Source organism: Acidobacteriota bacterium (genome assembly GCA_016716435.1).
Taxonomy (GTDB): domain Bacteria; phylum Acidobacteriota; class Blastocatellia; order Pyrinomonadales; family Pyrinomonadaceae; genus OLB17.
Window position 1 is genome coordinate 225,599 of the sequence record JADJWI010000008.1, and the last position, 24,952, is coordinate 250,550.

A 24,952-nucleotide genomic window follows, 5' to 3' on the forward strand; every position below is an offset into this window, starting at 1 on the left:
AACCGTGATTTGACGAACGACCGCCTCGACCCACGAGGCTGTTTAGATCGCTGAGTCGCATTTTATTTGTTCTACCTGTATTGGTATTTCGGGTCAGAACTAAACGTGAAACGATGCCCTGAATTCAGACGGAACAGTTAAGTCGACACGAGAAAATGAAAAACGACAGTGCTGCTTTTGTTGAGCTGGCCGAAGACGTTTCCGCGTCACCGCTGTGGAATGCCGACCTTGCTCCGACGACGATCAGCCAGCGGACCTGGTCGACGTGGAACATCGCGGCGTTGTGGATCGGGATGAGCGTCGTCATCACGACGTATATGCTCGCCGGCGGGTTTATCGCCCAGGGGATGACGTGGTGGCAGGCGATGCTGACCATCCTGCTCGGCAATTGTATCGTGTTGGTTCCGATGGTGCTGAACGCCCATGCCGGCACGAAATATGGCATATCGTTTCCCGTTCTGTTGCGTGCTTCATTCGGGACGAAGGGCGCGAACATCCCTGCGATATTGCGTGCGATCGTCGCGTGCGGATGGTTTGGGATTCAGACGTGGATCGGCGGCACTGCGATCGATGCTTTGCTAGCGGCGTTGTGGGGCGGTTGGACCGAGATCGGCGGCGTTATTGCCGGAAATCCGGTGCATACGTGGCTTTCGTTTTTTCTCTTTTGGGCGATCCAAGTCGCGATAATCCTCCGCGGCATCGAGGGCATCAAGCACCTTGAATCGTGGGCCGCACCGCTGCTACTGTTCGGAGGATTGGTGCTCCTGATCTGGGCTTCGAGTGCGGCCGGCGGGCTCGGCAACGTGCTTTCCGGAACGGCTGCTTTGCAGACGTCGCAAGCAGATTTCTGGGCGATATTTCCGGCTGCGCTGACGGCCTCGGTGGGTTATTGGGCGACTCTTAGTTTGAACATTCCCGACTTTACACGTTACGCAATAAGCCAGCGTTCGCAGATGCTTGGGCAGGCTCTCGGGCTGCCGCTGACGATGACGGCGTTTGCCTTTATCGGCGTGGCGGTGACGAGTGCAACCGTGATCATCTACGGCGAGGCGATCGCCGATCCGGTCGAGCTGATCAAGCGATTCGACAACACGCTGGTGATCCTTTTCGCGATGATCGTTATTTTCGTCGCCCAGCTTTCGACAAACATGGCCGCGAACGTCGTCTCGCCATCAAACGATTTTTCAAACATAAACCCCAAACGCATTTCATACGTTGCCGGCGGATTAATCACGGCAGTCATTGGCATCGTGATGATGCCGTGGCAGTTGATGTCGTCGATGGGCGCTTACATTTTCACATGGCTGATCGGATATTCCGGCCTAATGGGAGCCATCGGCGGAATACTGATCTGCGATTATTGGCTTATCAGAAAACGGCGGATCGAACTCGCCGAGCTCTACAAAACGGACGGCATCTATTCCTACACCGGCGGTTTCAATTGGCGGGCGATCGCTGCATTGGTGCTTGCCATCGCACCGGTTGTTCCCGGTTTTCTTCGAGCCGCGACTACGCCGGGTGGCCAGGTGGCCGATCCGAATTTCTTTGACACGCTTTACACCTACGCGTGGTTCGTTACCTTTGGTTTAGCCTTTATCTTGTATTATCTTTTGATGAGTCTGAAGAAGCGATAGGACCGATATGACCGATAAGTCCTATATCAAATGAGAACCCGATGCCATCGAGAATAATAAAAGCCGGCCTGATACAGGCCCATAACGTCGCACCGGCGGATGCTCCGATCGACGAGATCAAGAGGGCGAACATCGCCAATCAGATGAAGTTTGTCGAGGATGCCGCTCGGCAGGGCGTGCAGATGCTCTGTTTTCAGGAGATATTTACCACGCCGTATTTCTGTGCCGAGCAGGAAACGCGTTGGTATGAGGCGGTCGAACGCGTGCCTGACGGGCCGACGGTCAAGCTGATGCAGGATGTTGCAAAGCAGCATGGGATGGTTCTTATCGTTCCGATCTACGAAGAAGAGCAGGCCGGCATATATTACAATACGGCGGCCGTGATCGATGCCGACGGCAAGTACCTCGGCAAATATCGCAAGACGCATATTCCGCATGTAGCGCCCGGCTTTTGGGAGAAGTTTTATTTTCGGCCGGGCAATCTTGGATATCCGTGTTTCGATACGGCATTTGGGCGGATCGGGGTTTACATTTGCTATGACCGGCATTTTCCGGAGGGCGCGCGATGTCTCGGGTTGAACGGAGCCGAGATAGTGTTTAATCCATCAGCAACTGTCGCCGGCCTTAGCGAGTATCTCTGGAAGCTCGAGCAACCGGCACACGCCGTCGCGAATGGTTATTTCGTCGGAGCTATAAACCGCGTCGGGACGGAAGCCCCGTGGAACATCGGCGAGTTTTACGGGCAATCTTATTTCTGCGATCCGCGCGGACAGATCATCGCCGAAGGCTCACGCGACCAAGATGAGCTGATCGTCGCGGACCTCAACATGGACAAGATCCGCGAGGTCCGAAACACATGGCAATTCTTCCGCGATCGGCGGCCCGATCTTTACGGCCCGATCGTTGAAGATTAGAAAGTGGAGAATGGGATACGGGTATGAGGCCTGTCATCATCACATTAGTCATCGTTGTGCTTTTTTGCACGAGCGGCTTTGCTCAAACCGTCGAGCAGATCGAAACAATGCTCGTTGGTTACAGGTTAGAACTGCAAAAGGTTTCGAACTACGGAGGCTCTCGGGATTACGATGCCCAATCAGAGTTGAATAAAAAGCTTCGCGAGTCGCTACTTAAGTTTGGGACGAGGCCCGATGTTCTCGACCATCCGTTTCCGAAGCTTAGCGATCTGATGTTCGTTACCACGTCAAAGGACGGGCGGCTTCGCACCTATTCGTGGGACACCGAAAGCGGCGGTTCGATGCACGACTTCATAACGGTTTATCAGTATCGAACGCGAGACGGAAAGGTAAACGTGTGGGCGGCCCCCCTTTCCGATGACATAAGCGAATTTGGAGCCGGTTCCTTTGTCCACCAAATATTCCAAACCGAAACAAAAAAGGGGAGTTTGTATCTGGTGATTTCTACATTTATTGGCTCGACCAGTTTGGCGGCGCAGACGCTCGATGTGGTTCGAATTGATGGGGGACAACTAAATAAAGAGGTAAGAGTCATTCGTACTCAGTCGGGGTTAAAAGGCTCGGTAGGCTTTGAGTACGACTTTTTTTCTGTGGTTGACCGGCCTGAGCGGCCGATAAAGCTGTTCGAATTCAATGAGGCGCGAAAGGAGTTTCGTTTTCCCGTTGTGATCGAGGACGAAGAGACGCGTCAGGGCAGAGTTACGAATCGTTTTATCACCTATCGCTTCAACGGCCGGTATTTTGTGAAGTTAAAGTAGATGCAGCATCGCGAACGATATTCCTCTGGGGCAAAATGGGAGTCGATCGTCGGGTATTCGCGGGCCGTGCGGGTCGGCGACCGGATCTATGTTACCGGCACGACGGCGACGGACGAGAACAGCAACCTTGTCGGCATTGGCGATGCCTATCGGCAGACCGTGCAGTGCATTTTGAACATCGAGCGGGCATTGAAGCATTTCGACGCAACGCTTGAACACGTCGTTCGCACGCGGATATTCGTCACCGATATCTCGCTTTGGGAAGAGTACGGCCGTGCACACGGCGAGTTTTTTCGCGATATAATGCCGGCAACGACGATGGTCGAGGTCTCCGGGCTGATCGATCCCGATATGCTGGTCGAGATCGAGGCCGACGCCGAGTTTTGATCGCTATTAATGTCCAATCTCACGAACGAACAGATCGAGCGGAACTTCGCCGAGCTTAACCCGCTGATGTCGCATGCGGAGGCTTTGGCCGAGGCGAACCGCTGTCTCTATTGCTATGACGCGCCGTGCATGCATGCGTGCCCGACGCACATCGATGTTCCCTCATTCATCAAAAAGATCGCGACCGGCAACCTGAAAGGCTCGGCCCGGGTTATCTTTGACGCGAACCCGATCGGTTCGACCTGTGCCCGCGTTTGCCCGGTCGAGGCATTGTGCGAAGGTGCGTGCGTCGAGAAAACACTCGTGCAAAAGCCGATCGAGATCGGAAGGCTCCAGCGTTATGCCACCGAAAAAGTTCTTGTGGAGAGCACACCGCTTTTTGAGGTCGGAGCACCCAATGGCTTTTCGATTGGCATCGTCGGCTCGGGGCCGGCGGGACTTTCCTGTGCCGCTTATCTCGCTCGGCTCGGTTACGCGGCGACGGTTTATGAGCGGCGTGCCCGTCCCGGCGGGCTCGATACCTACGGCATGGCGGAGTATAAGATGACGCGTTCTGTTTCGCTTGCCGAGGTCGGGCTGATCGAACAAATGGGCGTCAAGTTTGTCACCGAGACATCGGTAGTTGCGGATGACAATGACGACGTTAAAGATTCGCTCACTGCCGGAGAGATTCGTACGCGCCACAACGCCATCCTAATAGCGGCGGGACTTGGGGCGACAAACCTGCTCAATATTCCCGGAGAAGATCTGGAAGGCGTCATCGATGCACTGACATTCATCGAGCAGGTGAAGACGCGCGACTGGAACGCCGTTCCGCTTGGGAGCACCGTCGCCGTGATTGGTGCGGGGAACACGGCAGTTGATGCCGCGACGCAGGCAAAGCGGCTCGGTGCGGCAAAGGTAATGATGGTCTACCGGCGGACCGAGGCTGACGCTCCGGCTTACGAATACGAACTCGAACTTGCTCGTCTTGATGGGATCGAGTTTCACTGGCAGACGACGCCGGTCGAGATCACGGGGAACGGCAAGGTCGCCGGCTTACGTTGCTCTACAGTTGATGGCGACGAAGCCATTATCGAATGCGATCAGGTCATCAAGGCCATCGGCCAGGCGAAACTTGGCACGTCGCTGAGTGAAGCGTTTGAAATCGATATCGACGAAAAGGGCCGAGTGCGTGTCGATGACGACATGCGGACCTCGGATCCGATGATCTTTGCCGCCGGCGATTGCGTCAGCGGCGGTGCTGAAGCCGTCGACGCCGCTCAAATGGGCAAGCTCGCCGCGATCGGCATTCACCGTTCGCTTACCGGTGAGCGGGTCGAGTTTGCGGGCTCGGGCGTTTCAAAGTAAACTTTCGCAAAAGCTTTTCTTACCAATCAGACAATTTCATTCGAGGACCGGGACAATATGGAAAATGAAACCGTACCCAGCGCAAAGCCGAGCGGCTTTGTCGACCGTGCTTTGGATCTGATCGAGCGTATAGGCAACAAGCTGCCGGACCCGGCTGCGCTGTTCTTGATCTTGCTCTTTGTCGTCTGGATCTGTTCAGCAATATTTTCGGGAATGTCGTTCGCAGAGCTCGACCCGCGTTCACAGAAGCCGATCGTGGTCAACAATCTCCTGACCGGCACGGCGATCGCTACGTTTCTTTCGACGATGGTCTCGACCTTCATGGCATTCCCGCCGCTCGGTGTAGTTTTGCTTGCCCTGCTGGGTGTCGGCGTCGCTGAACATACCGGCTTTATCAATGCTTCGCTCAAGGCTCTGCTCAACATCACGGCACCTTCGCTGCTGACGCCGATGGTGGTCTTCGTCGGCATTATTAGCCACACCGCGGTCGACGCCGGCTATGTTCTGGTGATACCGCTCGGAGGCGTGATCTTTTATACGGCCGGCCGGCATCCTCTGGCAGGTATTGCGGCGGCATTCGCCGGAGTCTCGGGCGGATTTAGTGCGAATTTCATTCCGTCGAGTCTCGACCCGCTGCTCGCGGGTTTGACGCAAACGGGAGCACAGTTCATCAACGCGAGCTACGTCGTAAATCCGCTATCAAACTGGTATTTTACGGCGGCCTCGACGCTGCTGCTCGTCGGGCTTGGTTGGTTTGTGACCGACAAGATAGTCGAACCGCGACTCAAGAAAACGACCGAGGTTGATGGCGACCCGGACGAGATGCCGAAGATGGAAACGCTTGGCCCGCAAGAAAAGAAAGGGCTTGTTGCCGGGCTCGTCACGCTTGTTGTCGGCCTCGCGATCCTTATTGCCGTTTCCTTGCCTGCAGATTCGATGTTCCGTTCGCCTGCCGGCTTTAAGGTGACGGCCGCTTCGGTCGAAAAGCTAAAAGCCGAAGGGATGCCCGAGGATGTCGCGCTCAAGCTTGGCCCGATCCTTGAACAAGAACTATTTGGGAAAACGGCGCTCGAAAATGCGGTGAAGGCCCGGCTTGGCGAAGAGAATGCAAAGACCTACGGTGCTGCGGTTGCAAAGAGTGCCGAGCCGGTCGCACCGCAGCTTACCGCAAATTCGGCCCCGCTGATGCTCTCGATCGTGCCGCTGATCTTTTTGCTGTTTTTGATTCCGGGCATCGTTTACGGAATTGTCGCAGGAACGGTCACGAGCCATCGCGACATAGTTGCGGGAATGAGCAAGTCGATGAGCACAATGGGCTACTATATTGTGCTTGCGTTCTTTGCGGCCCTTTTCATCGCGGCGTTCAATCAGTCAAATCTCGGTGCCTTGATGGCCGTTAAGGGGGCGAACTTTCTGCAGTGGCTGAACCTGCCAGTGCAGATCACGATCATCGGCATCATCTTGCTGACCGGGCTGCTGAACTTGGTCATCGGTTCCGCTTCCGCAAAATGGGCATTGCTCGCACCGATCTTTGTCCCACTCCTGATGCAGCTTGGGCTTTCGCCCGAGCTCGCACAAGCGGCCTATCGTATCGGCGACTCAACGACAAATATCGTCACACCGCTGATGCCGTATTTCCCGCTCGTGGTCGTCTTTGCACAACGTTATGTTAAGGGCACCGGCATCGGCACGTTGATCTCGATAATGCTGCCGTTCACGGTCGTTTTCATGGTCTTCTGGATCATCTTCCTTATCGCATATTGGGTACTCGGCATTCCGCTCGGTGTTCAGGCTCCGTACACGTATCCATAATTGAGGAAACAACAAATAAAAAGAGGGGTATTTCAATGAGCATTGGCATTCGCTTTTCGTCGTTGTATTTTCGGCTCGGTTTTTCAGGGTTGGGATTTGCGATTCTCGCGTTGATCTCCATCGCGGCGGGTTCAGTTTCAGGACAAAAGATCGACGACAGTTTTACCTACTTTAGGGCTGACGCGATAAATGGGCCGAACAATACGTACCGATGGAACTTGATACCGGAAATAAATATTCCGGGTGCCGCGAAAGGGAGCCCGCTTCGCATTGTTCTAAAGCAAAACGGAAAGGAGGTTTATTCTCACACGTGTAACCTTGCGGGCGAAACAGGTACGCAGACTCAGGCGTGTGTTCCACGTAACAATTCGATCGCGGAAACGGGACTGTTCAACGTAGAGGTGTTTCTTAACGACAAACTGTTGCGGACCTACAAGATCGACATTCGGAAGACGACCAAGCAGAATAACCGCCGTCCTGAATTCTATATCCAAAGGCATGCTGATGCGGCCGTCGCTTATTTGAGCAAGAGTATCGCAAACGTACTTGTGCTCAACATGGTTTTTTCCCCCGTCGAGGACTATGGGAAAACATTTGGGTATAACATCGCTCTCAAGTGCACAGCGAATGGCAGTCCGATAGTATTCGGTGACAAGCTGACCAATTTTAAGCAGGCCGCGAATAAGGTTACCAGCGGATTTACTGAGATCCGAGATCCGAAGGCAGGCATCCTACGAGACACCATTAGGTTCGATCAAATGGCGATCCAACTTCCATTGACCCTGGGCCCTGTCAATATCTCGTTTGCACCGGGACGAGGATGGCCCGATGCAGCCAAAACGTCTGGAAAATGGCAGTGCGATGTGTACGGTGAAAAGACCAACGAGGTATTCCGAACATTTCGTTTTGAGGTTGCTGGAGGCACTGTCATTCCGCATCCTGAGCAGCGTTCCGGCAATGTAAATCTCGACAAAGACAAATGGCTGATCGATTTGGAGATACCGAAAGGAGGCAGCGCGATCGATAAACGACTTCTTCCTTCGCCCAACGCCGGACTTTTCTTCGGGATTCCGTGGTCAACGGCCGAAGGGAAAGCGATGGCCGGACGGATGTCGAAGAAAGGTGAGGCATTTCCAAATTAGTGCAGAGGCACGTTAGGCTGCTCACAATGTCGAATTATTACAAGATCGAGGGTGAGAATGAGTTCGCCTATTTTCGCGCGAATGTTAACCAACTGCGGCAGGCTCTCGATGGTGACCGATTGTGGGCAGTGCGGATGATGGAAACCGGTATTCCGTTTGAACTCGGTAGGTATTGGGAGGTCACTCGTCGAGCGTTGCTCTGTCCGTCCAAGATCGAAAAGCACGGCGAATATTTTTTTAGGGGCCGAGGAACCCTTTACTTCTGCTATCAGGTTGAGGCTGTCGGCGACAATGTATCGCGGATCGTTCCGTTGGGAAACATGTCGCTCGGAAGAAAGATCGCTATGCCTTGCGCTCTTCTTCTGATCTTTGTTTTACCCGTTGTTTTTACGCCGCTCTTCTATCTATATTGGAATTGGGAGACGAAGAGGCATTCGAAGGATAAGTTGAGAGCTTTTTGTCATTATTTGGAAACAAAAGTTACGGGATCGATTCGAGAATCAAAAGGAGGGAAATTAAAATGAGATCCGTTGAGTCAAGAATCAATTTACTTTTCATTTTGCTCATCTTGCTGGCCGTTTCACTTGGGTGTCTGGGGCCGAGTTCAAGTAGCACGCAATGTGAGGGTACAGTAAAGGTCAACGGAAAGACTTACACCGGACAGGCGAAGGATGAAGAACAGGCCGGGTTAAATGCTTGCAACAAGTACTGCCTCGAAGAGGATGAGCGTGCGAAAGGAATGGTTCAAGACTGGCTTGCCTCGGGCGCGGCGGCTGAATTCGAACGGAAAATGAAAAGGAAGCCGACGAAGGAAGACGCAGTGATCGAGGACAAAGCGATCCTCGATTACGTCACCAAGAACTGTGCTTCGAAGTGTAAGACCGAGGCCAACAAGAATAGGCACACGTTGGAAACGGAGTGTAAGTAAAATCAAGTGAAAACTGTTGTTAATGGCCGACCTTAGTAGCAATTTTGCAGGAATAAGATCGCCGAATCCTTTTTGGTTGGCGAGCGCTCCGCCGACGAATATGGGTTCGATGGTCGAGCGCGCTTTTGATGCGGGTTGGGGCGGGGCGGTTTGGAAGACGCTGGGTGAGCCGATCGTCAATGTTTCATCGCGGCTGGCTGCGATCGATCATGGAGCGATGCGGATGATTGGGCTCAACAACATCGAGCTGATCACCGACCGGCCGCTTGAAGTAAATCTTAGAGAGATCGCCGCGTGCAAGAAAAAATATCCCGATCATGCTCTGATCGTCTCGCTGATGGTCGAATCGAAACGCGAGGCCTGGCACGAGATCGTTAAGCGTTCACAGGATACGGGATGCGACGGGCTTGAGCTAAACTTCGGCTGCCCGCACGGAATGAGCGAACGCGGCATGGGCGCCGCGATGGGGCAGGTGCCCGAATACACCTCCATGGTCACTGAGTGGGTGAAAGAGGTTGCCGATGTTCCGGTTATCGTCAAGCTTACGCCAAACGTTACGAACATTGTCCCACCGGCGAAGGCCGCGTTGAGGGGCGGTGCCGACGCTGTTTCGCTGATCAACACTATCAACTCGATAATGGGCGTCGATCTGGACACGATGGTCCCGCACCCGAACGTCAACGGCATGGCCGCCCACGGCGGGTATTGCGGTCCGGCGGTCAAACCGATCGCGCTTAATATGGTAAGCGAGCTTGCCCGTGATGCGGAATTCACGATCCCGATCAGCGGCATCGGAGGCATTTCGTCGTGGCGTGATGCGGTTGAATTTATGCTGCTCGGTGCGGGGAATGTGCAGGTCTGCACCGCCGTTATGCACTACGGCTATCGGATCGTCGAAGACATGATCGACGGCTTAAATAATTACCTCGATGAAAAGGGAATTGCGTCCGTCAACGACATCATCGGGAAGTCGGTGCCGCGGGTGACCGATTGGGGACGCCTCGATTTAAACTACGTCGTTAAGGCCCACGTTAACGAGGAACATTGCATTCGCTGCAATCTTTGCTACGTCGCGTGCGAAGATGGAGCCCATCAGTCGTTCGAGTTTGTCGAATCGAATGGCCATCGCTATCCGCGGGTCATCGAGGAAGAATGCGTCGGCTGCAATCTTTGTGCTCTTATCTGCCCGTCGCCCGGGGCGATCACGATGGAACGCCGCGACGACGGCTCAAATCCGCAAACCTGGCGTGAGCGAACTACGTCGTGATGATCTGTCCCAATTGGCGATTGGGCAATTTTCAATTGACAATTGGAAGATCAGATGCTGCCTTTACCAATTGAATTGGCGGCGATTCTCCCGAGTGCTGCTACGAACCGGTTGAAGTTCGAGAAACGCTGATCGCTCGTTAAACCTTTTGCGAATCGAGCGTAGATCTGCTGAGCGATGACGGCGATCTTGAACGTGCCGAAGACGTAGTAGAAAAGCAGGTCGGGAAGTTCGCGGCCGGACGCCTCCGCATACATATCGGCGAGGTCGCGGCGAGTGAAGTTTTCCATCAGCACCCGCGGGTTGAACGGCATATTCATCAACTCCTCGCCGGCATCGGGCGACATCCAATAACCGAGCGTTGTGCCGAGGTCCATCAACGGGTCGCCGAGCGTGACCATTTCCCAGTCGATCACGGCGGCGACTCTGGTCAGGTCGTCGATATCGAGCATGATGTTGTCAAACTTGTAATCATTGTGGATAAGAGCGGCGCCGAATTCCGGCGGCACATTCTCGCCGAGCCATTTCATTGCCGCCTCTAGTTCGGGGTGCTCATCCGTCTTTGCCGCGATGTATCTTTTTGTCCAACCATCGACCTGCCGACGATTATAGCCTTTCGGCTTTCCGAGCTCGGCAAGTCCGGCAAATTCAAAATCGACTTTGTGAAGATCGGCGAGTCCACGGATAAAGCTTCGGCAGAGCTTTGCCTTCTTTTCCTTTGAAGACGCGATGGTTTGGGGCAGCGTGCCGCGGATCACGATCCCCTCGCGTTTCTCCATCAGATAAAACTCGGCACCGATCACTGATTCTTCATCACAGAAAAAGATCGGCTCCGGGGCAGGCGGATAGGCAATGCCGAGTTTTGACAAGACGTCAAACTCGCGCCGCATATCGTGAGCCGTCTTGACCGTATTGCCGAAGGGCGGCCTTCGCAATACGTATTCGGTCGAACCCAGCCGAATGAGGTAGGTCAGGTTCGAACTCCCGGCAGGGTATTGAAGTATCTCAAGTTCCGAAAATGGAGTTGGCAGCCGGCTCCTTAAGTACCCCTCAAGTCGTTCGCTATCAAGTTCCTCTCCCGGGCGGGGTTGCTGTGCTTTATCGTTAATCATTCGTGATCGTTAGGCCGTAGGCTGTGGTAATCTGTGGCGAATATGGACTTCGATTATTCTGCAAAAACGGCTGAACTGCAAAAGCGGCTCGCGGCATTCATGGATGAGTACGTCTATCCGAACGAGCAGCGGTATCACGACGAAGTGAACTCGGGCGACCGTTGGCAGCCGCTTTCGCTGATCGAGGAGCTCAAATACGAAGCAAAAAAGCAGGGCCTGTGGAACCTATTTCTGCCGGGCGTTTCAGGGCTAACGAATCTCGAGTACGCACCTCTCGCAGAGATGATGGGTCGCGTCGTTTGGGCGTCCGAGGTATTCAATTGCTCGGCTCCGGACACGGGGAATATGGAGGTGCTGCATCTTTATGGAACTGAAGAGCAGAAAGAAGAGTGGTTGCGGCCATTGCTTAGTGGAGAGATCCGTTCATGCTTCGCGATGACCGAGCCCGATGTCGCGTCGTCCGATGCGACGAATATTGAGGCGTCGATCGTCGCGGACGGCGAAGATTATATTCTCAACGGCAGAAAATGGTGGTCGACCGGTGCGGGCGATAAGAGATGCAAGCTAGCGATCTTTATGGGCAAGACCGACCCGCAGGCTCCAAGACATTTGCAGCAGTCAATGATCCTCGTCCCGATGGATGCTGAAGGCGTAAAGGTCGAGCGGCTGCTGAATGTCTTTGGCTTCGATGATGCGCCGAATGGCCACGCCGAAGTTTCCTTCACAAATGTCCGCGTCCCGAAGAGCAACATTCTTCTCGGCGAAGGCCGTGGATTCGAGATCGCACAGGGGCGGCTTGGGCCGGGGCGTGTTCATCATTGTATGCGTCTGATCGGCGTCGCCGAACGCTCGCTGGAACTGATGATCGAGCGAGCAGCGTCGCGAGTCGCCTTCGGCAAGCCAATCGTCGAGCAAGGCGTTGTCCGGCAATGGATCGCCGATGCACGATGCGCGATCGATCAGGCACGCCTGCTTGTCCTTAAGGCGGCATGGAAAATGGACACGGCCGGAAACAAGGCCGCCCGGAAAGAGATCGCGATGATAAAGGCGGTTGCTCCGCGAATGGCGCTTGAGGTCATCGACCGTGCGATCCAGGCACATGGCGGCGGTGGCGTTTCGCAGGATCATCCGCTTGCGAGCTTCTGGATCTACGCACGTTCTCTGCGGCTTGCGGACGGCCCGGATGAAGTTCATCTAGCGTCGATCGCGAAAATGGAGATCGCTGAAAACCGGACGAACTGACAACACCGCGGGCCAGGTTTTACCTTTGCGTTTTCCTTCGAATAGTGATCACCAATTCCCAACCGAAATTCACGGGTCGGTCAATTTGATGGCATTTCTTTCACGGTGTGTTCAACATGACAAAAAAGTGTTGACAAATGTTTTTCTTTCCTGTAACTTTATCTCACGGTGGTCAAAAACTGCCGTCACCCATCGCCACCCGATGCGAACCATTACAACAGAATACATATCGACCGCTTGCTCTTCGTAGCTGTCGCAACAGACTCAAGACGAAACGATCTCGATTCACTGCCTTCAGTTGGCCTGTCCTGAAAATCGCCCTTCCGATGCAGTAGATCAATCAAACGGTGGCAAGAAAATCTTAAATCGGTGCCTCGAGATCGTTTCGCTTAGTTCCCCTAATTTTGAATCCCAACGTCCCAAAAACAGGTAACCCCGTCCAATAGGAGCTTAATAACAATGCTGTTCGGTAAAAAGAAAAGCGTCGCCGGCCTCGACATCGGCTCCAGCTCAGTCAAAATGGTCGAGCTTGAGAATAAGGCCAATGTGCTTTCGCTCTCGGCTCTTGGTTTTGAGAATCTGCCCGATGAGACGATCATCGATGGCCAGATCATGGAGCTCAACACGGTTTCGAGCGTGATCCAGAGCGTATGCAGCAATAGCCGCTCTACGGCAGACCGCGTCGTCACCGGCGTTAGCGGCCACTCGGTCATCATTAAAAATATTGTTCTTCCGGCGATGAGTGCCGATGAACTCGAAGAATCGATCGACTGGCACGCCGAAGAGCACATCCCTTACGACCTCGCAGACGTCAGCCTTGACTATCAGGTAACGGCATCGAATTCCGATTCGACGAACGTGCTGATCGCCGCGTGCAAGCGAGAGCGTATAGACAATATCTGCCAGGCGATACAGCTCGCCGGCAAGCAGCCGCAGGTTATCGATGTCGATACCTTCGCGCTTCAGAATTGCTACGAATACAACTACCAGCCGCGTGAAGAACAGGTCGTAACCCTACTCAACATCGGAGCCTCAACGATGAACGTAAACATCGTCAAGGGCACGCGTTCGCTGTTCAGCCGCGACATAACCGTCGGCGGCAGCCAGTTCACCGATGTCATCCAACGCAATCTCGGTGTCAGCTTCCAGCAGGCCGAGGCGCTCAAGCGGGGTGTTCCGCAAGCAGTTGACGGTGTTGAAGAAACCGCCATCGAGCCGCTTGTTGGCAACGTTACGGAATTGGTCGCGATGGAGATCCAGAAGACCTTCGACTTTTACCGTGCGACGACCGAGGACAACGAAACGGTCGTAGAAAAAATTCTTATCTCCGGCGGCGGTTCCAAGCTTAACGGCCTCGCCCAGGAGCTTTCGACCCGCCTTGAGATCCCGGTTGAGGTGCTTGACCCCTTCCGCAATATCAAGGTCGAGTCAGGAAAATTTGACCCCGAATACATAAGCGAGATCATGCCCGAAATGGCGGTTGCCGTCGGTTTGGCCATGAGGGGAGTGATGTAGAAATGATCAAAGTAAACCTATTACATTCAGTCACAGAACGTCAGGGCGGAGCGGTCGTAACCGTTGACCGCAAGGTCAGCAGCCCGGCCAGCCGTTTGTTGCTCCTTACCCTCGCAGTCGGGTTCTTCCTTATGGCCGTGATCGGCTGGGATGTCATCAGCTCGCAAATGGCGAAAGCTGATGCCGAGCGAAGGCTTGAGGAGCAGAAGCAGATCGCCGCCGAGCTTGAGTCCGTAATGAAGGAACAGAAAGAGCTTGAAGAAAGGATCGCCAGTATCGATGCACGCATCGCCGCGATCAAGAAGCTCCGAGATGAGCAGCGTGGTCCGAGTGCAGTACTCGAAGCGATGCGTGAACGAATTTCGATGGTTCCCGGGCTTTATCTGCAGAGTGTCGAGCAGACCGGAGATCAGATCGTGATCAAGGGTAATTCACCGGACGAATCGGCCGTAACGCAATTTGGCAGAAGCCTCGAGTTTTCGAACGGGCTATTCTCCAACCTCAATATCGAAACCCAGCGGCAGGAGATCGTCAACCAACTCGCGACTGCCCGCGAAGGCCAGGAAGCCCCGAAAGTTACTGTGATCAATTTTACGATCAAGACCTCGTATACGCCTTCAAAGGCTGGATCAGTCGACAACCCGGCCACGGTTGCCTCAGGCCCCGGAGCCGCTGGTGGTCAAACCAACCCGGTTCAGGTCGCAAAGAACTAGGCCGTGCTTCGCGCTGCCCCGATAAGTTTAAATTTATTGATCGAAGGACACTACAATGATTGAAAAACTCAAATCTATACAGTGGTACGTTCAGCTAATGATCCTTGTCGGGATCGCAGCTGTCCTCTACATGACGGTCTGGTACTTTGTGACAAGCGAAACCAGAGCCGAGGTTGCAACACTCAACGAACAGATCGCCCAGCTTACCGCAAAGAACGAGGCTGCCCGCGTTGCTACTCAGCGGATAAACGAGTTCCGGGCTCTGTTTGCGAGCAAGTCTGCCGAGTACGAGGAGTTGAAGGTCCTTCTTCCGGAACAGCGTGAGATCACGAACGTTCTTCAGGGTCTGCAGGACAATGCAAAGGATTCCCGGCTCGTCCTGATGAGGTTCTCACCCCGTGACGATTCACAGCAGGATGCGATCATGGCGAAGCCGGTCGAAGTTGAGGTCAACAGCAACTTCAATAACATCCGCGATTTCTTCGACAAAATGGCCAAGCTGCCCCGTATCGTCTCGATCACGGACTTCAAGATCAACCAACTCGACAAGCAGACCGCAGACAAAACGGTGCATGCACAGTTCCTTTTAACGGCGTATTATGCCGATCCTGATGCACTTACCAAGCCGGCCGCTCCTGGCAAACCCGGAGCCCCGGGAGCCCCTGGAGCAAAGCCTCCGGTACCGCCTGCACCGGCAACAAAGTAACTGAATGCGTCCACTTTCACGAAACCCCATCAGAGAGAGAAAGCTATGATTACCAAACCCAGAGTTCTTCAGTACGTCGGCTACGGATTCGCGGTTCTCGCCCTTACGCTGATCGCCGGTGACCTGTCAGTTCAGGGCCAGTCGCGCGATCCCTTCGCAAAGCCAGGCTGGGCCCGCACCCGAGACCAATCCACTGGCACCCGGGCTACCGGCACCGCAAAGGCAGGTGAAAAGCCGGTGGAGAATCTAGGTGCTCCGCCGATCGAACAGCGAATCGCCTTCTACAAGCGCCTCCGAGACATGGCCGTCGCCAATAATTCGGATCTACCGAAGGTAACAAGCGTTCTTACGCTCGGCGAGATGTCAGTGACCGGCATATTCCGAACGCCGCGAGGCCTTGCAGCGATGGTCGAGGCGACGCCGATCAAGCTGTCTTACACCATCTATCCCGGGGAGAAGTTCTTTGATGGCCAGTTGGTTGCCGTTGAGGAGAACCAACTGATCTTCCGCCGAGTCACAAAAATGAGCAACGGAAAGTTTGTTGCTTCGGTGGAGAACAAACTCCTTAGGCAGTATTCAAGTTCAGAGCAGATCCAGGGCACTGCACCCGTCAACTCAGCAACGGCTGGAGCTCCGCCCGCACAGTCCGCAGGCGACGGCAAAGCTGCTGCGATCAATCTGGTATCGCCGCTCGACGAAATGGAAGCCCAGCCGGCAGAGACGACGAAGCCGGCAACTACGAAGGGTACCCGGCGAACGCGTACCGCAAAAAATCAGGAATAGCTTCGATTAGATGCATCCGGCAGTTCTGTCCGGACCCGCCAGAATAGTCTTTAAACAAGTCGACGTCCCCGCTTTTTGAGCCGTTCGACCGAAATAGCAACGGAGGAAACATGAAATCTCTTCTTTCTACAAGCGGAATAGCAACGAGAATTGCAGCCGCGATAATAATGATGATAGTGCTGGGAATTACCGTCTCAGCTCAAAAGATCGAGTCACGTCAACAAGGTAGGATGTACGGCGACGCGGGATTCCGCGGAGAGCCGGTCAGCCTTAAGATCGTGAATATGGACATCCGTGACGTACTCAGCTACATCACGGAGCAGTATGGGATCAACTTCGTGATCGACAAGTCCGTCAAGGCAGTTCCGGTCACGGTCAACGTAAATGAGGTTCCTTGGAATGTGGCGCTCGATTCGATCCTTCGGTCTCAAGAACTCGGGATCCAGGTCAACGGCCCGATCCTTCGAGTTGCAGACGCGAAAACACTTGCGTCCGAAGGCGAGATCCTTCGCCAGGCAATGGATACTCAATTGGACTCCTCACCGCTCGTCACTGAATTCATCCGGTTAAACTATGCCCGTGCGGCTGGTTCGATCGGACGTGGCCAGGCGACCAGTGGAACCACAACGGGTTCCGGCGGTGGTGGCGGATCTTCAGCCGCCGGCGGTTCGGGCGAAGGCCTGTTGCCGATCATTAAGCGTCGGCTTTCGCGGCGTGGAGCGATCGAGGTCGATGCACGAAGCAATTCGTTGATCGTTACCGATGTTCGAGAGAACATTGACGCGGTAAAGCAGTTGGTCGCCATCCTCGACCAGCCGGAGCCGCAGGTCGAGATCGAAGCGAGGATCGTAGTCGCAACACGGAACTTTAGCAGGGACATTGGCGTTCAGCTTGCAGCCCTTGTTACCGGTGCACGCGGAAGCCTTGGTTCGGGTTCGACCCTTCCGGGTACGAACAACACGACCGGAACACAGCCGCAGGGAATACCTTCCGGACTCGGAGTTCAGCCGAACAACGACCTACTTTCGAGTATTCCAAATACGATCATTGGCCTGACGACCGGAATCTTCGGAACCGCGCAGATCAGTGCTCTTATCTCTGCCGGTGAACAGACCGGACAGGCTAAGATCATCGCAACTCCGAGAGTTACGACGCTTAACAATCGCAAGGCGAAGATCGAGAGCGGAACGAAGATCCCGATCACAACCATTCAGCCTGGAGCAGCTGCCGGTGGTGCGGTAGTAGCAACAACAGAATACGTTGATGTGCCGCTGAAGCTAGAGATCACACCTCAGATCACGGATGTTGGTACTGTGGTTCTGGACATTCTTGCTGAGAATAGCTCAACTGCTCCTATCGTCGGCGGTGCCCCGCCCGCGATCAACACGCAGACCATGGAGACTCAGGTGACCGTGCCTGATGGCGGAACGACGGTGATCGGTGGCGTTCTTTTCGACGACGAACGTGAGAGCCAAGACCGCACGCCGGGCCTCTCTCGTATACCGATCCTCGGCAATCTCTTCAAGCGAAAGGGTGTTCAGCGTAATACGAACGAGATCTTGTTCTTCATTACGCCGCGGATCTATCGGCCGGACTACCCGGCAGTTACCGGAACTTCGGGAACGAATCCGAATGCGACGGTTGTCCAGCCCGTTCCGCTCGGCAATCCGGCTTCAAACTCGGAGCCGCAACAGCCAGCCAATAATCCGGTACTCAACGGTATGCCAGTTCTTCCCGTTATGCAGCAACCTGTTTCGCAGCCTGCGGCTCCGGAACGTCCGTAGTACCCTATAGTCAGCCCGGAGACCTTGTGTTTCCTCCGATAGAAAAAGCCCGACAGGCAACGGTAATGCCTGTCGGGCTTTTATTTCTGTCCGGGGCCATTAGCGAGCAATATATCCCGCCGGGATCGGGTCGTCACCTGCGATGCCGAATGAACGAACGTCGAAACCCTGATCCGAACTTCGATAGATGAACCAAATGCCGTCCCGATAGACGGCATTATCCGTCTTTCCGTCGCCGTCATAATCGCCGGGAACGGGAACATCAGTCGCGATGCCGAACTGCACCGCCCCAAACCCCTCCGAACTGCGAAGCATATACCAAACCCCGTTTGAGGGCCGGTAAACGGCTCGATCAGCGCGGCCGTCGCCGTCATAGTCGGATTGGACCGGCATGTCGCCGTCCTGGCCAAACTGAACGAATGAGACCGTCTGGTCGCTGCTTCGCCAAACGTACCAAGTGCCGTTCGATTGACGAAAAACAGCGATGTCTGTCTTCGCGTCGCCGTCAAAATCACCTTGAGCTACCTTGTCGGTCGAGATGCCGAACTGACGAACGTCGTAGGCCTGATCAGAACTGCGAAAAATGTACCAAACGCCGGTTGATGGCCGCCAAACGGCAAGGTCGCTCTTGAGATCGCCGTCGTAATCACCGACAACGGGTATATCGCCGTCGGCTCCAAACTGGACGATATTCAATCCGCCGCCGCTCAACTGGATGTACCAAACGCCGTTCGACGGCCGCCAGACCGCTAGATCGGCCTCGCCATCGCCATCGTAGTCGCCGGGGACGATCAAATCACCAGTGGAGCCGAACTGGACGGCTTCAAACCCATCGTCGGAACTGCGGAGAACATACCAAGTGCCGTCCGACGGGCGAAAGACAGATACGTCCGTTGCGTAGTCCTCATCAAAGTTCGCGACACCGGAGCCCGAGAGGGTTGAAACCGAAGTAGTGTAGATCTGGTCGCCATTCGGCCCTCCGTCGCTATTGGCTGCATTACCAGCGGCAAAGAGATCGATCTTACCGACCCGCGTTGCGGGGGCGGTCCACGTGAAGGTCCAATTCTTTGACCCGAAAACGGGTGAGGCCGTTCCTTCACTTGTGTGAGCCACGTACCGCCGCTGAAGCCCGCCGATCGAACCGTTGTCAATTTGCATCTGCGGCGGAGTTCCGAATGGCAGTGTGTATGCCCCGATGCGTTCACCCGTCCGGTCGATGGTGGTCAACTGAAAGCCCCAGATAACGCCGTCGCTTTGACTAACTGTAACCGTAACCGGTATTTGCTGGCCGGGCAGGTAGTTCTTAGGGATGCCGCTTATTGCGACGCTTCCAGTACCGCTATTGACGGGAAACTCTGTATGGCAAGCGGTGCAGTTAGTTTCGCCGGGTGCGTTCGTATGGCCCGGCGTAGGCCCCTGAGCCGAAGCTCGGACATTGTCGCCCGGGAGTAAGCGGAGTGCGACAGCCGTAATAATTACGAAGCCGACAAGTAGAAACAGGAATAGCGAGCGGAATCGAGATAAGTTCATTTTTTCATTCCCTTTGTTAAACCAAGATCTGGTTTAGACGGATTCGCTTACGGAAAAGTTCGACAATTACCTGATTGTAATAGGTGTGATGGCGAAACGCCACAAAAAAACCGCCGCCCTTGGGAAAGAGCGGCGGTTCGGTCTAGGGGTTAAAGGGCGGAGCGGGTCCGCCCTTGTTGGGTTTACGGGTTAGCGGAGGCCGGAGCCGGTTTGTCGGTCGCGATACCGAAGTTCGCGATCGTCACGCCGCCGCCGGAGTTATTGATCCACCACTGGCCGTTGCGATAAATGGCAATGTCGTCCTTGCCGTCGCCGTCGTAGTCACCGACGACCGGAAGGTCGCCTGTGGTTCCAAAGGGAACGATCGAAGGCTGGCCATTGCTGCTCTGCCGGATGTACCAGACACCGGTCGAGGGACGGAATACCGCCTGATCGACGATGTTGTCACCATCGAAGTCACCAGGAGTGGCGATATCGCCTGCCTGGCCCCATGCGATGTTGATCGGGTTTCCGGTCGAGCTGGTGCCGACCCAGTTGCCGTTGGTGAAGATCACACCGTCAGCCTTCCCGTCGCCGTCGTAGTCAGCCGGGACCGGAGTCGTACCCGGATTGTTGACTATCACATTGGCTCCGTTCGAGCTGAGGATGATGTACCAGGTGCCGTCCGAAGGACGATAGATACCTACATCCGCCTTGCCGTCGCCGTCATAGTCGGCCACGACGGGCTGATCGCCAACGGTTCCCCAGGCATAGCCCGAGAAGGTGAATCCGTTGCTGTTCAGGATGTAGAAATCGGTCAGGCCTTCGCCGACCGTTCCGCGGAAAACCGCAGTGTCGGTCTTGCCGTCACCGTCGTAGTCCGCCGGTGCAAGAGCGTCGGTCGAGATACCCCAGTTGAGCACCTGGAAGCCTGCCGTCGAACGGTTCAGGTACCAGTTGCCTTCGCTGCCGCGGAAGACCGAAAGGTCGGTCTTGCCGTCGCCGTCGAAGTCAGCTCGTGCATCACCGCTCGGAACTGCTCCGCAACCGCCCGGGCCCTGATTACAGGTTCCGGCCGGAAGTGCCCAATCGATCTTCATTCCGGGCATGATCACGCCCTGATTGAATGAGAACTGCGTGAACTGTGTACCGCCGTTCGTCGCCTGAACACCTACGGTTGCTGAGGCACCGTTGGCTTGAGCACCCGCTCCGGTCAACGTGTAGTAGACCGAGAAGGCCGATGAGCCTTCGTTGAGGACCACTGCATGATTGAGGGTCATCATATTTTCATTAACGCCGCCGTTGAAGTGCTGTGCACGCCATTCGATGACCAACTGCCGATTCGGAGCGGTACCGAGCGTCTCTGTATAGACGCCTAGTCCAGCCCCTCGTGCGGCCGTCATGATGTGGTCATCCCAGAACGGGAAAATACGCGGCCCGGTCGGCGTAGTGGTTGCCGGCAACGCTGAATTGCCGAAGGTAGTCGGAGACGTACCGTTGATCTGCAACATTCCGTTGGCACCGATGCTCAGCGATGTTACCGCAGTGTCATAGATCGTCGAGCTCCAGCCACTCGGAAGCGGAAGGGTGGTCGAAGGCGAATCATCGACCTGCGTACCAGCTACCAGAGTCCGGTTATTTGGATCGCCTGGAGCTGTTCCGGTTCCCTGAGTAGCAACATAAGCACCGCCCTGAAGGCCAACAGGCAAGCTGTACTGGAATTGAGCCGGCGAACCGCCGCCTCCGCCCGTATAAGTGACCGTAAGGGTCAGGTTGATGTTGGTGAAACACGCAAGCGTATCCGCGGTCGAAACCTGATATGCGGTCGTGTTCGGGATCGGGCCGCCACCTGCCGGGATGTCCGGATAGGTCGAATTGGCCTGTGAGATGGTAACTCCCGGGGTGTTCGACGAAAGAACTGCCGAAATGCCGGTCGCCGTTTCCGCCGAATTGTTGGTCAGCGGAATGGTGAGCGTGTTGCACTCATTCGGTTCGATCAGGTTGTTGCCCGATGTCACCTCTGCACTGCCGCCCGCTCCAAGCTGCGGAAGATCAAAGCCATCGACAACGTTTGCCGGCGATGCGCTGATCACCTGAGCACTGAAGCCAAGGCCGCGAGCAGCAAAGCCTGCCCAGAAATCACCAAGGTCGGCTGCCGTACCGCTTGCCTGAACGGCTGCGAGGATCGCGTTACGTTCGGTAACGAGCGTCGGGCCGAGCGGTGCGAGCTTCATGCCGTCTGTGACCCACTGGAGGGTCTTGCGGTTACCTTCTTCCCATCCAAGACGGGTGATCATCCTGTGGCGAACTTCCCAAAGGATCGAGCTCCAGATCTCACCCGTATTATGGACCTGGTCGCAGGTTGCCGAGCCGATCGGGCCACGGCCGAAAGCAAAGTTCGCATTCGTGAAGCGAGTTGCACAACCCGAATTTATATCGCTGAATACATAAGCATTATGCGGCTTGTTGTTCACACCGCCCGTGAATTGAAGCGGGGCCTTCGGGTAACGGCGGATACCGTAGTAGTAGTTGCCGGTAAAACCTGCCGTAATCGCGAGCGTGTTATAACCGCCCGTTGTGTAAACTCCATTGGCCGGGTCGCTTGGTTCCGACAGCATCGCATGGGCATAAAAGTCCGACCAGCCCTCACCCATACCGCGGGCCATGTTGGTTGAAAGGCCCGAGGAGTTGCCGTGGAGACGGTTCGAAAGCCCGTGCGTAACTTCGTGGATGATGATATCGCCGTCCGTGGTGCCGTCGCGATCGGGATCCATTCCGGTGAAAATAAACATCTGCATTCTTCCGCGGCCGCCGTCTGCGGGGGTCGAGAAGTTTGCGTTGTTCGTTCCTGAACTGTCCTGTCCTTCCGAGGATACACGGTCAGCGGCAGTTCCGCCACGGCCGAAGTTGTCCTGCTGGAAGTTGAATGCCTGCTCGGTAAAGCCGAGGCGATACATCTCCGACTGGTACCAGTTCATCATGTAGAACATCTGGATAACGGCACCGCGTTGTGCCGCGGGCGTCAGCGGAGTGTCTCCCGGAGCCGGGTTGCCGGGCGGCGGGTTCCATGCTGAGCTAAAGACGCGGCAACCTGCTCCTGGGCAGGCTGTGTCGCCCGGCTGGGGTGCGTCGACACCATTGGTGCCGTCGCGGTCGATACCAGCTTCGTTGAAGTTACCGTCAGTGCTGTTCGCACCGTCCGTGATCCAGCCGTTGTTGACGAACGTATACGGAGCTTCGTTACCGATCCTCGTTACGTTGGCTCGCGTAAGAAGTGAGCCCTGCGTGCCAAGTGCCGGATCGATCGGTCCGGGGGTCAAAGGAGCCGGACTCTCAGCAACGTCGATCATCGCATTCGTGTTGCGATAGACCTGATAGGTCGCTGCCTGCGTCTGGTCCTCTGTGATGTTCTTCCGCCAGAGCATCGTGCCGGTGTTGGCATCGACGATGACGTAGAACGCATTGACCGGCTGCCAGATCAGCACCCGATGGGCCGGAACGACAATGCCCGGCTCGGTCGGGAAGTACATCCTCTCAGCCGTCGTTGCCCAATCGCCGCGGCCAAAGACCGTCCGGTTGCTGTCCGATGCCGATTCGTTGACCGTCAGGTCAAGCGTCGAGACATCAACGTTGATGTGGCGTGCCGCATGCGTTGCCGCTGCCAGCGGGTCGCCAAAGTTCTTCGAGACCGAGTTGTACTCAACTCCCGGTGCCAGGTTGTTGATCACCCGAACGATCTCGTTGTTCTTCGTAAAGCCTGCCTTGATCTCCCCGCGGAAAACAGGCACGCCGTCGATCTGCTGCTCGAGATGCACGAACGAAAGACCTCCGTCCGGGTTCGTGTAGTCGGCCGTCACCTTTAGCTGGTTGACCTGCTCGTCGTTCACGCCGATCAACTCGCTGTTCTGCTTTGGCGAAGTTGCGGAGCATATCGACCCGGCTGCCCGTCGCCGGGCCCGTCAGGAAGTTCACTCCCTGCTTGACGTCCGGCCCGATCACCTCGGGAATACGAATGTCCGTGTTGTATTCGATCGCCAGGGTAGGTACACGCGACTTGAGCGATTCCTCGCCCCGCACAAAGCCTTCCCTTACGTCCGCTACGAACGACGCCGTCTTGCCCGCCGTGTCGCGATACTTCAAGAGGGCCTCTTCAACTTCCGGTGACTTCTGGTTCTCCCGGATGTCGTAGTTCTCAAGCCCTTCTACATGGCTTGCGGTCCGCTCTTGCAGGCCCTTGCCCTGACCGCTTGCCTCCCAATCAAACTGCGTCGGTACCACAGCTACTGCTGCCACCAACGCAAGTACGACAAAACTTAACAGAAGTCCCCATCGGGTCCCTGTTCCATTACTGCTGTTCTGCATCTAAAGCCCTCCTAAAGCTACTGAAAATAACAACACTGATCTCTGAGCGAGACCACTGTTGCAGTTAAGCGGAAAATGAAAAATAGCGGAACTGAATCAAATTCGATCTAGGAGCGCCCGAAGGTACTTTTGACGACCAAAGCCCAGATCTGAGCATAAATATCGATGAAATGGTATGAGAACCCAAATGAGTTATGAGTTAGTTGTTCGGTGCCACCCGAACAAGCAGAACTGACCATATTGTCAGGAATTAAATGTGTCCTATTGTAGGCAGAAGTTCGGGAATTCGTCAATGCCAAAAAACAAAAACCGCCGCCCTTTGGAAAGAGCGGCGGTTCGGTCTAGGGGTTAAAGGGCGGAGCGGGTCCGCCCTTGTAGGGTTTACGGATTAGCGGAGGCCGGAGCCGGTTTGTCGGTCGCGATACCGAAGTTCGCGATCGTCACGCCGCCGCCGGAGTTATTGATCCACCACTGGCCGTTACGATAGATGGCAATGTCGTCCTTGCCGTCGCCATCGTAGTCACCGACGACCGGAAGATCGCCTGTGGTTCCGAAGGGAACGATCGAAGGCTGGCCATTGCTGCTCTGCCGGATGTACCAGACACCGGTCGAGGGACGGAAGACCGCCTGATCGACGATGTTGTCACCATCGAAGTCACCAGGAGTGGCGATATCGCCCGCCTGGCCCCAAGGGATGTTGATCGGGTCACCGGTCGAGCTTGTGCCGACCCAGTTGCCATCGGTGAAGATCACACCGTCAGCCTTTCCGTCGCCGCTGTAGTCGGCCGGGACAGGTGTCGTACCCGGATTGTTGACTATCACATTGGCTCCGTTCGAGCTGAGGATGATGTACCAGGTGCCGTCCGAAGGACGATAGATACCTACATCCGCCTTGCCGTCGCCGTCATAGTCGGCCACGACGGGCTGATCGCCAACGGTTCCCCAGGCATAGCCCGAGAAGGTGAATCCGTTGC

The 24,952-nt window shown here is 55.3% G+C and carries 19 protein-coding genes and 1 pseudogene; 16 read left to right on the top strand and 4 right to left on the bottom strand.

Annotated features, from left to right (window positions below; genetic code table 11):
* The first annotated feature begins 155 nt into the window (after positions 1 to 155).
* The 10 genes and pseudogenes from IPM21_13020 to preA all read left to right on the top strand — a co-directional run bounded on the left by IPM21_13020 (position 156) and on the right by preA (position 10,252).
* Entirely contained in the window at positions 156 to 1,634 is a 1,479-nt protein-coding gene (locus IPM21_13020) for an NCS1 family nucleobase:cation symporter-1 (protein MBK9164802.1), read from the top strand.
* Between the two features lie 41 nt (positions 1,635 to 1,675).
* Positions 1,676 to 2,548 (top strand): acyltransferase, encoded by an 873-nt coding sequence (locus IPM21_13025; protein MBK9164803.1) that lies wholly within the window; start codon positions 1,676 to 1,678, stop codon positions 2,546 to 2,548.
* 23 nt (positions 2,549 to 2,571) lie between these two features.
* Entirely contained in the window at positions 2,572 to 3,366 is a 795-nt protein-coding gene (locus IPM21_13030; GenBank protein MBK9164804.1) for a hypothetical protein, read from the top strand.
* On the top strand, positions 3,367 to 3,753 hold the full coding sequence (locus IPM21_13035; protein ID MBK9164805.1) for a RidA family protein: 387 nt from the start codon (positions 3,367 to 3,369) through the stop codon (positions 3,751 to 3,753). It begins immediately after the preceding gene.
* 9 nt (positions 3,754 to 3,762) lie between these two features.
* Positions 3,763 to 5,103, top strand: a complete 1,341-nt coding sequence (locus tag IPM21_13040) for an NAD(P)-dependent oxidoreductase (protein MBK9164806.1) — start codon at positions 3,763 to 3,765, stop codon at positions 5,101 to 5,103.
* Between the two features lie 57 nt (positions 5,104 to 5,160).
* Positions 5,161 to 5,970 (top strand): annotated as a pseudogene (locus IPM21_13045) (AbgT family transporter).
* 69 nt (positions 5,971 to 6,039) lie between these two features.
* Positions 6,040 to 6,915: an AbgT family transporter gene (locus IPM21_13050; protein MBK9164807.1), complete on the top strand. Its 876-nt coding sequence runs from the start codon at positions 6,040 to 6,042 to the stop codon at positions 6,913 to 6,915.
* A gap of 35 nt (positions 6,916 to 6,950) precedes the next feature.
* Positions 6,951 to 8,057: a hypothetical protein gene (locus IPM21_13055; GenBank protein ID MBK9164808.1), complete on the top strand. Its 1,107-nt coding sequence runs from the start codon at positions 6,951 to 6,953 to the stop codon at positions 8,055 to 8,057.
* Positions 8,058 to 8,577: 520 nt separating this feature from the next.
* The gene (locus IPM21_13060; GenBank protein ID MBK9164809.1) at positions 8,578 to 8,985 is read left to right on the top strand and encodes a hypothetical protein; all 408 of its coding nucleotides are present in this window, start codon (positions 8,578 to 8,580) and stop codon (positions 8,983 to 8,985) included.
* Positions 8,986 to 9,007: 22 nt separating this feature from the next.
* Entirely contained in the window at positions 9,008 to 10,252 is a 1,245-nt protein-coding gene (gene preA, locus IPM21_13065; protein ID MBK9164810.1) for an NAD-dependent dihydropyrimidine dehydrogenase subunit PreA, read from the top strand.
* Between the two features lie 50 nt (positions 10,253 to 10,302).
* On the opposite strand, the gene IPM21_13070 is transcribed toward preA, so the two are convergent.
* The gene (locus IPM21_13070; protein ID MBK9164811.1) at positions 10,303 to 11,364 is read right to left on the bottom strand and encodes a phosphotransferase family protein; all 1,062 of its coding nucleotides are present in this window, start codon (positions 11,362 to 11,364) and stop codon (positions 10,303 to 10,305) included.
* 42 nt (positions 11,365 to 11,406) lie between these two features.
* Here IPM21_13070 and IPM21_13075 point away from each other — a divergent pair, with 42 nt between their 5' ends.
* The 6 genes from IPM21_13075 to pilQ all read left to right on the top strand — a co-directional run bounded on the left by IPM21_13075 (position 11,407) and on the right by pilQ (position 18,107).
* Positions 11,407 to 12,606 carry an acyl-CoA dehydrogenase family protein gene (locus tag IPM21_13075; GenBank protein ID MBK9164812.1) on the top strand — a complete coding sequence of 400 codons (1,200 nt, stop codon included), beginning with the start codon at positions 11,407 to 11,409 and terminating at the stop codon, positions 12,604 to 12,606.
* A 459-nt stretch (positions 12,607 to 13,065) separates the two neighbouring features.
* Positions 13,066 to 14,121, top strand: coding sequence for a type IV pilus assembly protein PilM (pilM, locus tag IPM21_13080; GenBank protein MBK9164813.1), 1,056 nt, complete (start codon positions 13,066 to 13,068; stop codon positions 14,119 to 14,121).
* Positions 14,122 to 14,123: 2 nt separating this feature from the next.
* The gene (locus IPM21_13085) at positions 14,124 to 14,834 is read left to right on the top strand and encodes a PilN domain-containing protein (GenBank protein ID MBK9164814.1); all 711 of its coding nucleotides are present in this window, start codon (positions 14,124 to 14,126) and stop codon (positions 14,832 to 14,834) included.
* A 55-nt stretch (positions 14,835 to 14,889) separates the two neighbouring features.
* A complete protein-coding gene (gene pilO / locus IPM21_13090; protein MBK9164815.1) occupies positions 14,890 to 15,540 on the top strand; it encodes a type 4a pilus biogenesis protein PilO in 651 nt (216 codons plus the stop codon).
* Between the two features lie 45 nt (positions 15,541 to 15,585).
* Positions 15,586 to 16,323 carry a hypothetical protein gene (locus tag IPM21_13095; GenBank protein MBK9164816.1) on the top strand — a complete coding sequence of 246 codons (738 nt, stop codon included), beginning with the start codon at positions 15,586 to 15,588 and terminating at the stop codon, positions 16,321 to 16,323.
* Positions 16,324 to 16,433: 110 nt separating this feature from the next.
* The gene (gene pilQ / locus IPM21_13100; GenBank protein MBK9164817.1) at positions 16,434 to 18,107 is read left to right on the top strand and encodes a type IV pilus secretin PilQ; all 1,674 of its coding nucleotides are present in this window, start codon (positions 16,434 to 16,436) and stop codon (positions 18,105 to 18,107) included.
* Positions 18,108 to 18,206: 99 nt separating this feature from the next.
* Here the strand turns inward: pilQ and IPM21_13105 are convergent, their stop codons facing one another.
* The 3 genes from IPM21_13105 to IPM21_13115 all read right to left on the bottom strand — a co-directional run bounded on the left by IPM21_13105 (position 18,207) and on the right by IPM21_13115 (position 24,896).
* Positions 18,207 to 19,637 carry a hypothetical protein gene (locus IPM21_13105; GenBank protein MBK9164818.1) on the bottom strand — a complete coding sequence of 477 codons (1,431 nt, stop codon included), beginning with the start codon at positions 19,635 to 19,637 and terminating at the stop codon, positions 18,207 to 18,209.
* 182 nt (positions 19,638 to 19,819) lie between these two features.
* Complete coding sequence (locus tag IPM21_13110; protein MBK9164819.1) at positions 19,820 to 23,503, bottom strand: M36 family metallopeptidase; 3,684 nt, start codon at positions 23,501 to 23,503, stop codon at positions 19,820 to 19,822.
* An 856-nt stretch (positions 23,504 to 24,359) separates the two neighbouring features.
* Positions 24,360 to 24,896, bottom strand: a complete 537-nt coding sequence (locus IPM21_13115) for a hypothetical protein (GenBank protein MBK9164820.1) — start codon at positions 24,894 to 24,896, stop codon at positions 24,360 to 24,362.
* Between the last annotated feature and the right edge of the window lie 56 nt (positions 24,897 to 24,952).

Coding starts and splice junctions, on each gene's coding strand:
- IPM21_13020 (MBK9164802.1), top strand. CDS start 156: ATGAAAAACGACAGTGCTGCTTTTGTTGAGCTGGCCGAAGACGTTTCC.
- IPM21_13025 (MBK9164803.1), top strand. CDS start 1,676: ATGCCATCGAGAATAATAAAAGCCGGCCTGATACAGGCCCATAACGTC.
- IPM21_13030 (MBK9164804.1), top strand. CDS start 2,572: ATGAGGCCTGTCATCATCACATTAGTCATCGTTGTGCTTTTTTGCACG.
- IPM21_13035 (MBK9164805.1), top strand. CDS start 3,367: ATGCAGCATCGCGAACGATATTCCTCTGGGGCAAAATGGGAGTCGATC.
- IPM21_13040 (MBK9164806.1), top strand. CDS start 3,763: ATGTCCAATCTCACGAACGAACAGATCGAGCGGAACTTCGCCGAGCTT.
- IPM21_13050 (MBK9164807.1), top strand. CDS start 6,040: ATGTTCCGTTCGCCTGCCGGCTTTAAGGTGACGGCCGCTTCGGTCGAA.
- IPM21_13055 (MBK9164808.1), top strand. CDS start 6,951: ATGAGCATTGGCATTCGCTTTTCGTCGTTGTATTTTCGGCTCGGTTTT.
- IPM21_13060 (MBK9164809.1), top strand. CDS start 8,578: ATGAGATCCGTTGAGTCAAGAATCAATTTACTTTTCATTTTGCTCATC.
- preA (MBK9164810.1), top strand. CDS start 9,008: ATGGCCGACCTTAGTAGCAATTTTGCAGGAATAAGATCGCCGAATCCT.
- IPM21_13070 (MBK9164811.1), bottom strand. CDS start 11,364: ATGATTAACGATAAAGCACAGCAACCCCGCCCGGGAGAGGAACTTGAT.
- IPM21_13075 (MBK9164812.1), top strand. CDS start 11,407: ATGGACTTCGATTATTCTGCAAAAACGGCTGAACTGCAAAAGCGGCTC.
- pilM (MBK9164813.1), top strand. CDS start 13,066: ATGCTGTTCGGTAAAAAGAAAAGCGTCGCCGGCCTCGACATCGGCTCC.
- IPM21_13085 (MBK9164814.1), top strand. CDS start 14,124: ATGATCAAAGTAAACCTATTACATTCAGTCACAGAACGTCAGGGCGGA.
- pilO (MBK9164815.1), top strand. CDS start 14,890: ATGATTGAAAAACTCAAATCTATACAGTGGTACGTTCAGCTAATGATC.
- IPM21_13095 (MBK9164816.1), top strand. CDS start 15,586: ATGATTACCAAACCCAGAGTTCTTCAGTACGTCGGCTACGGATTCGCG.
- pilQ (MBK9164817.1), top strand. CDS start 16,434: ATGAAATCTCTTCTTTCTACAAGCGGAATAGCAACGAGAATTGCAGCC.
- IPM21_13105 (MBK9164818.1), bottom strand. CDS start 19,637: ATGAACTTATCTCGATTCCGCTCGCTATTCCTGTTTCTACTTGTCGGC.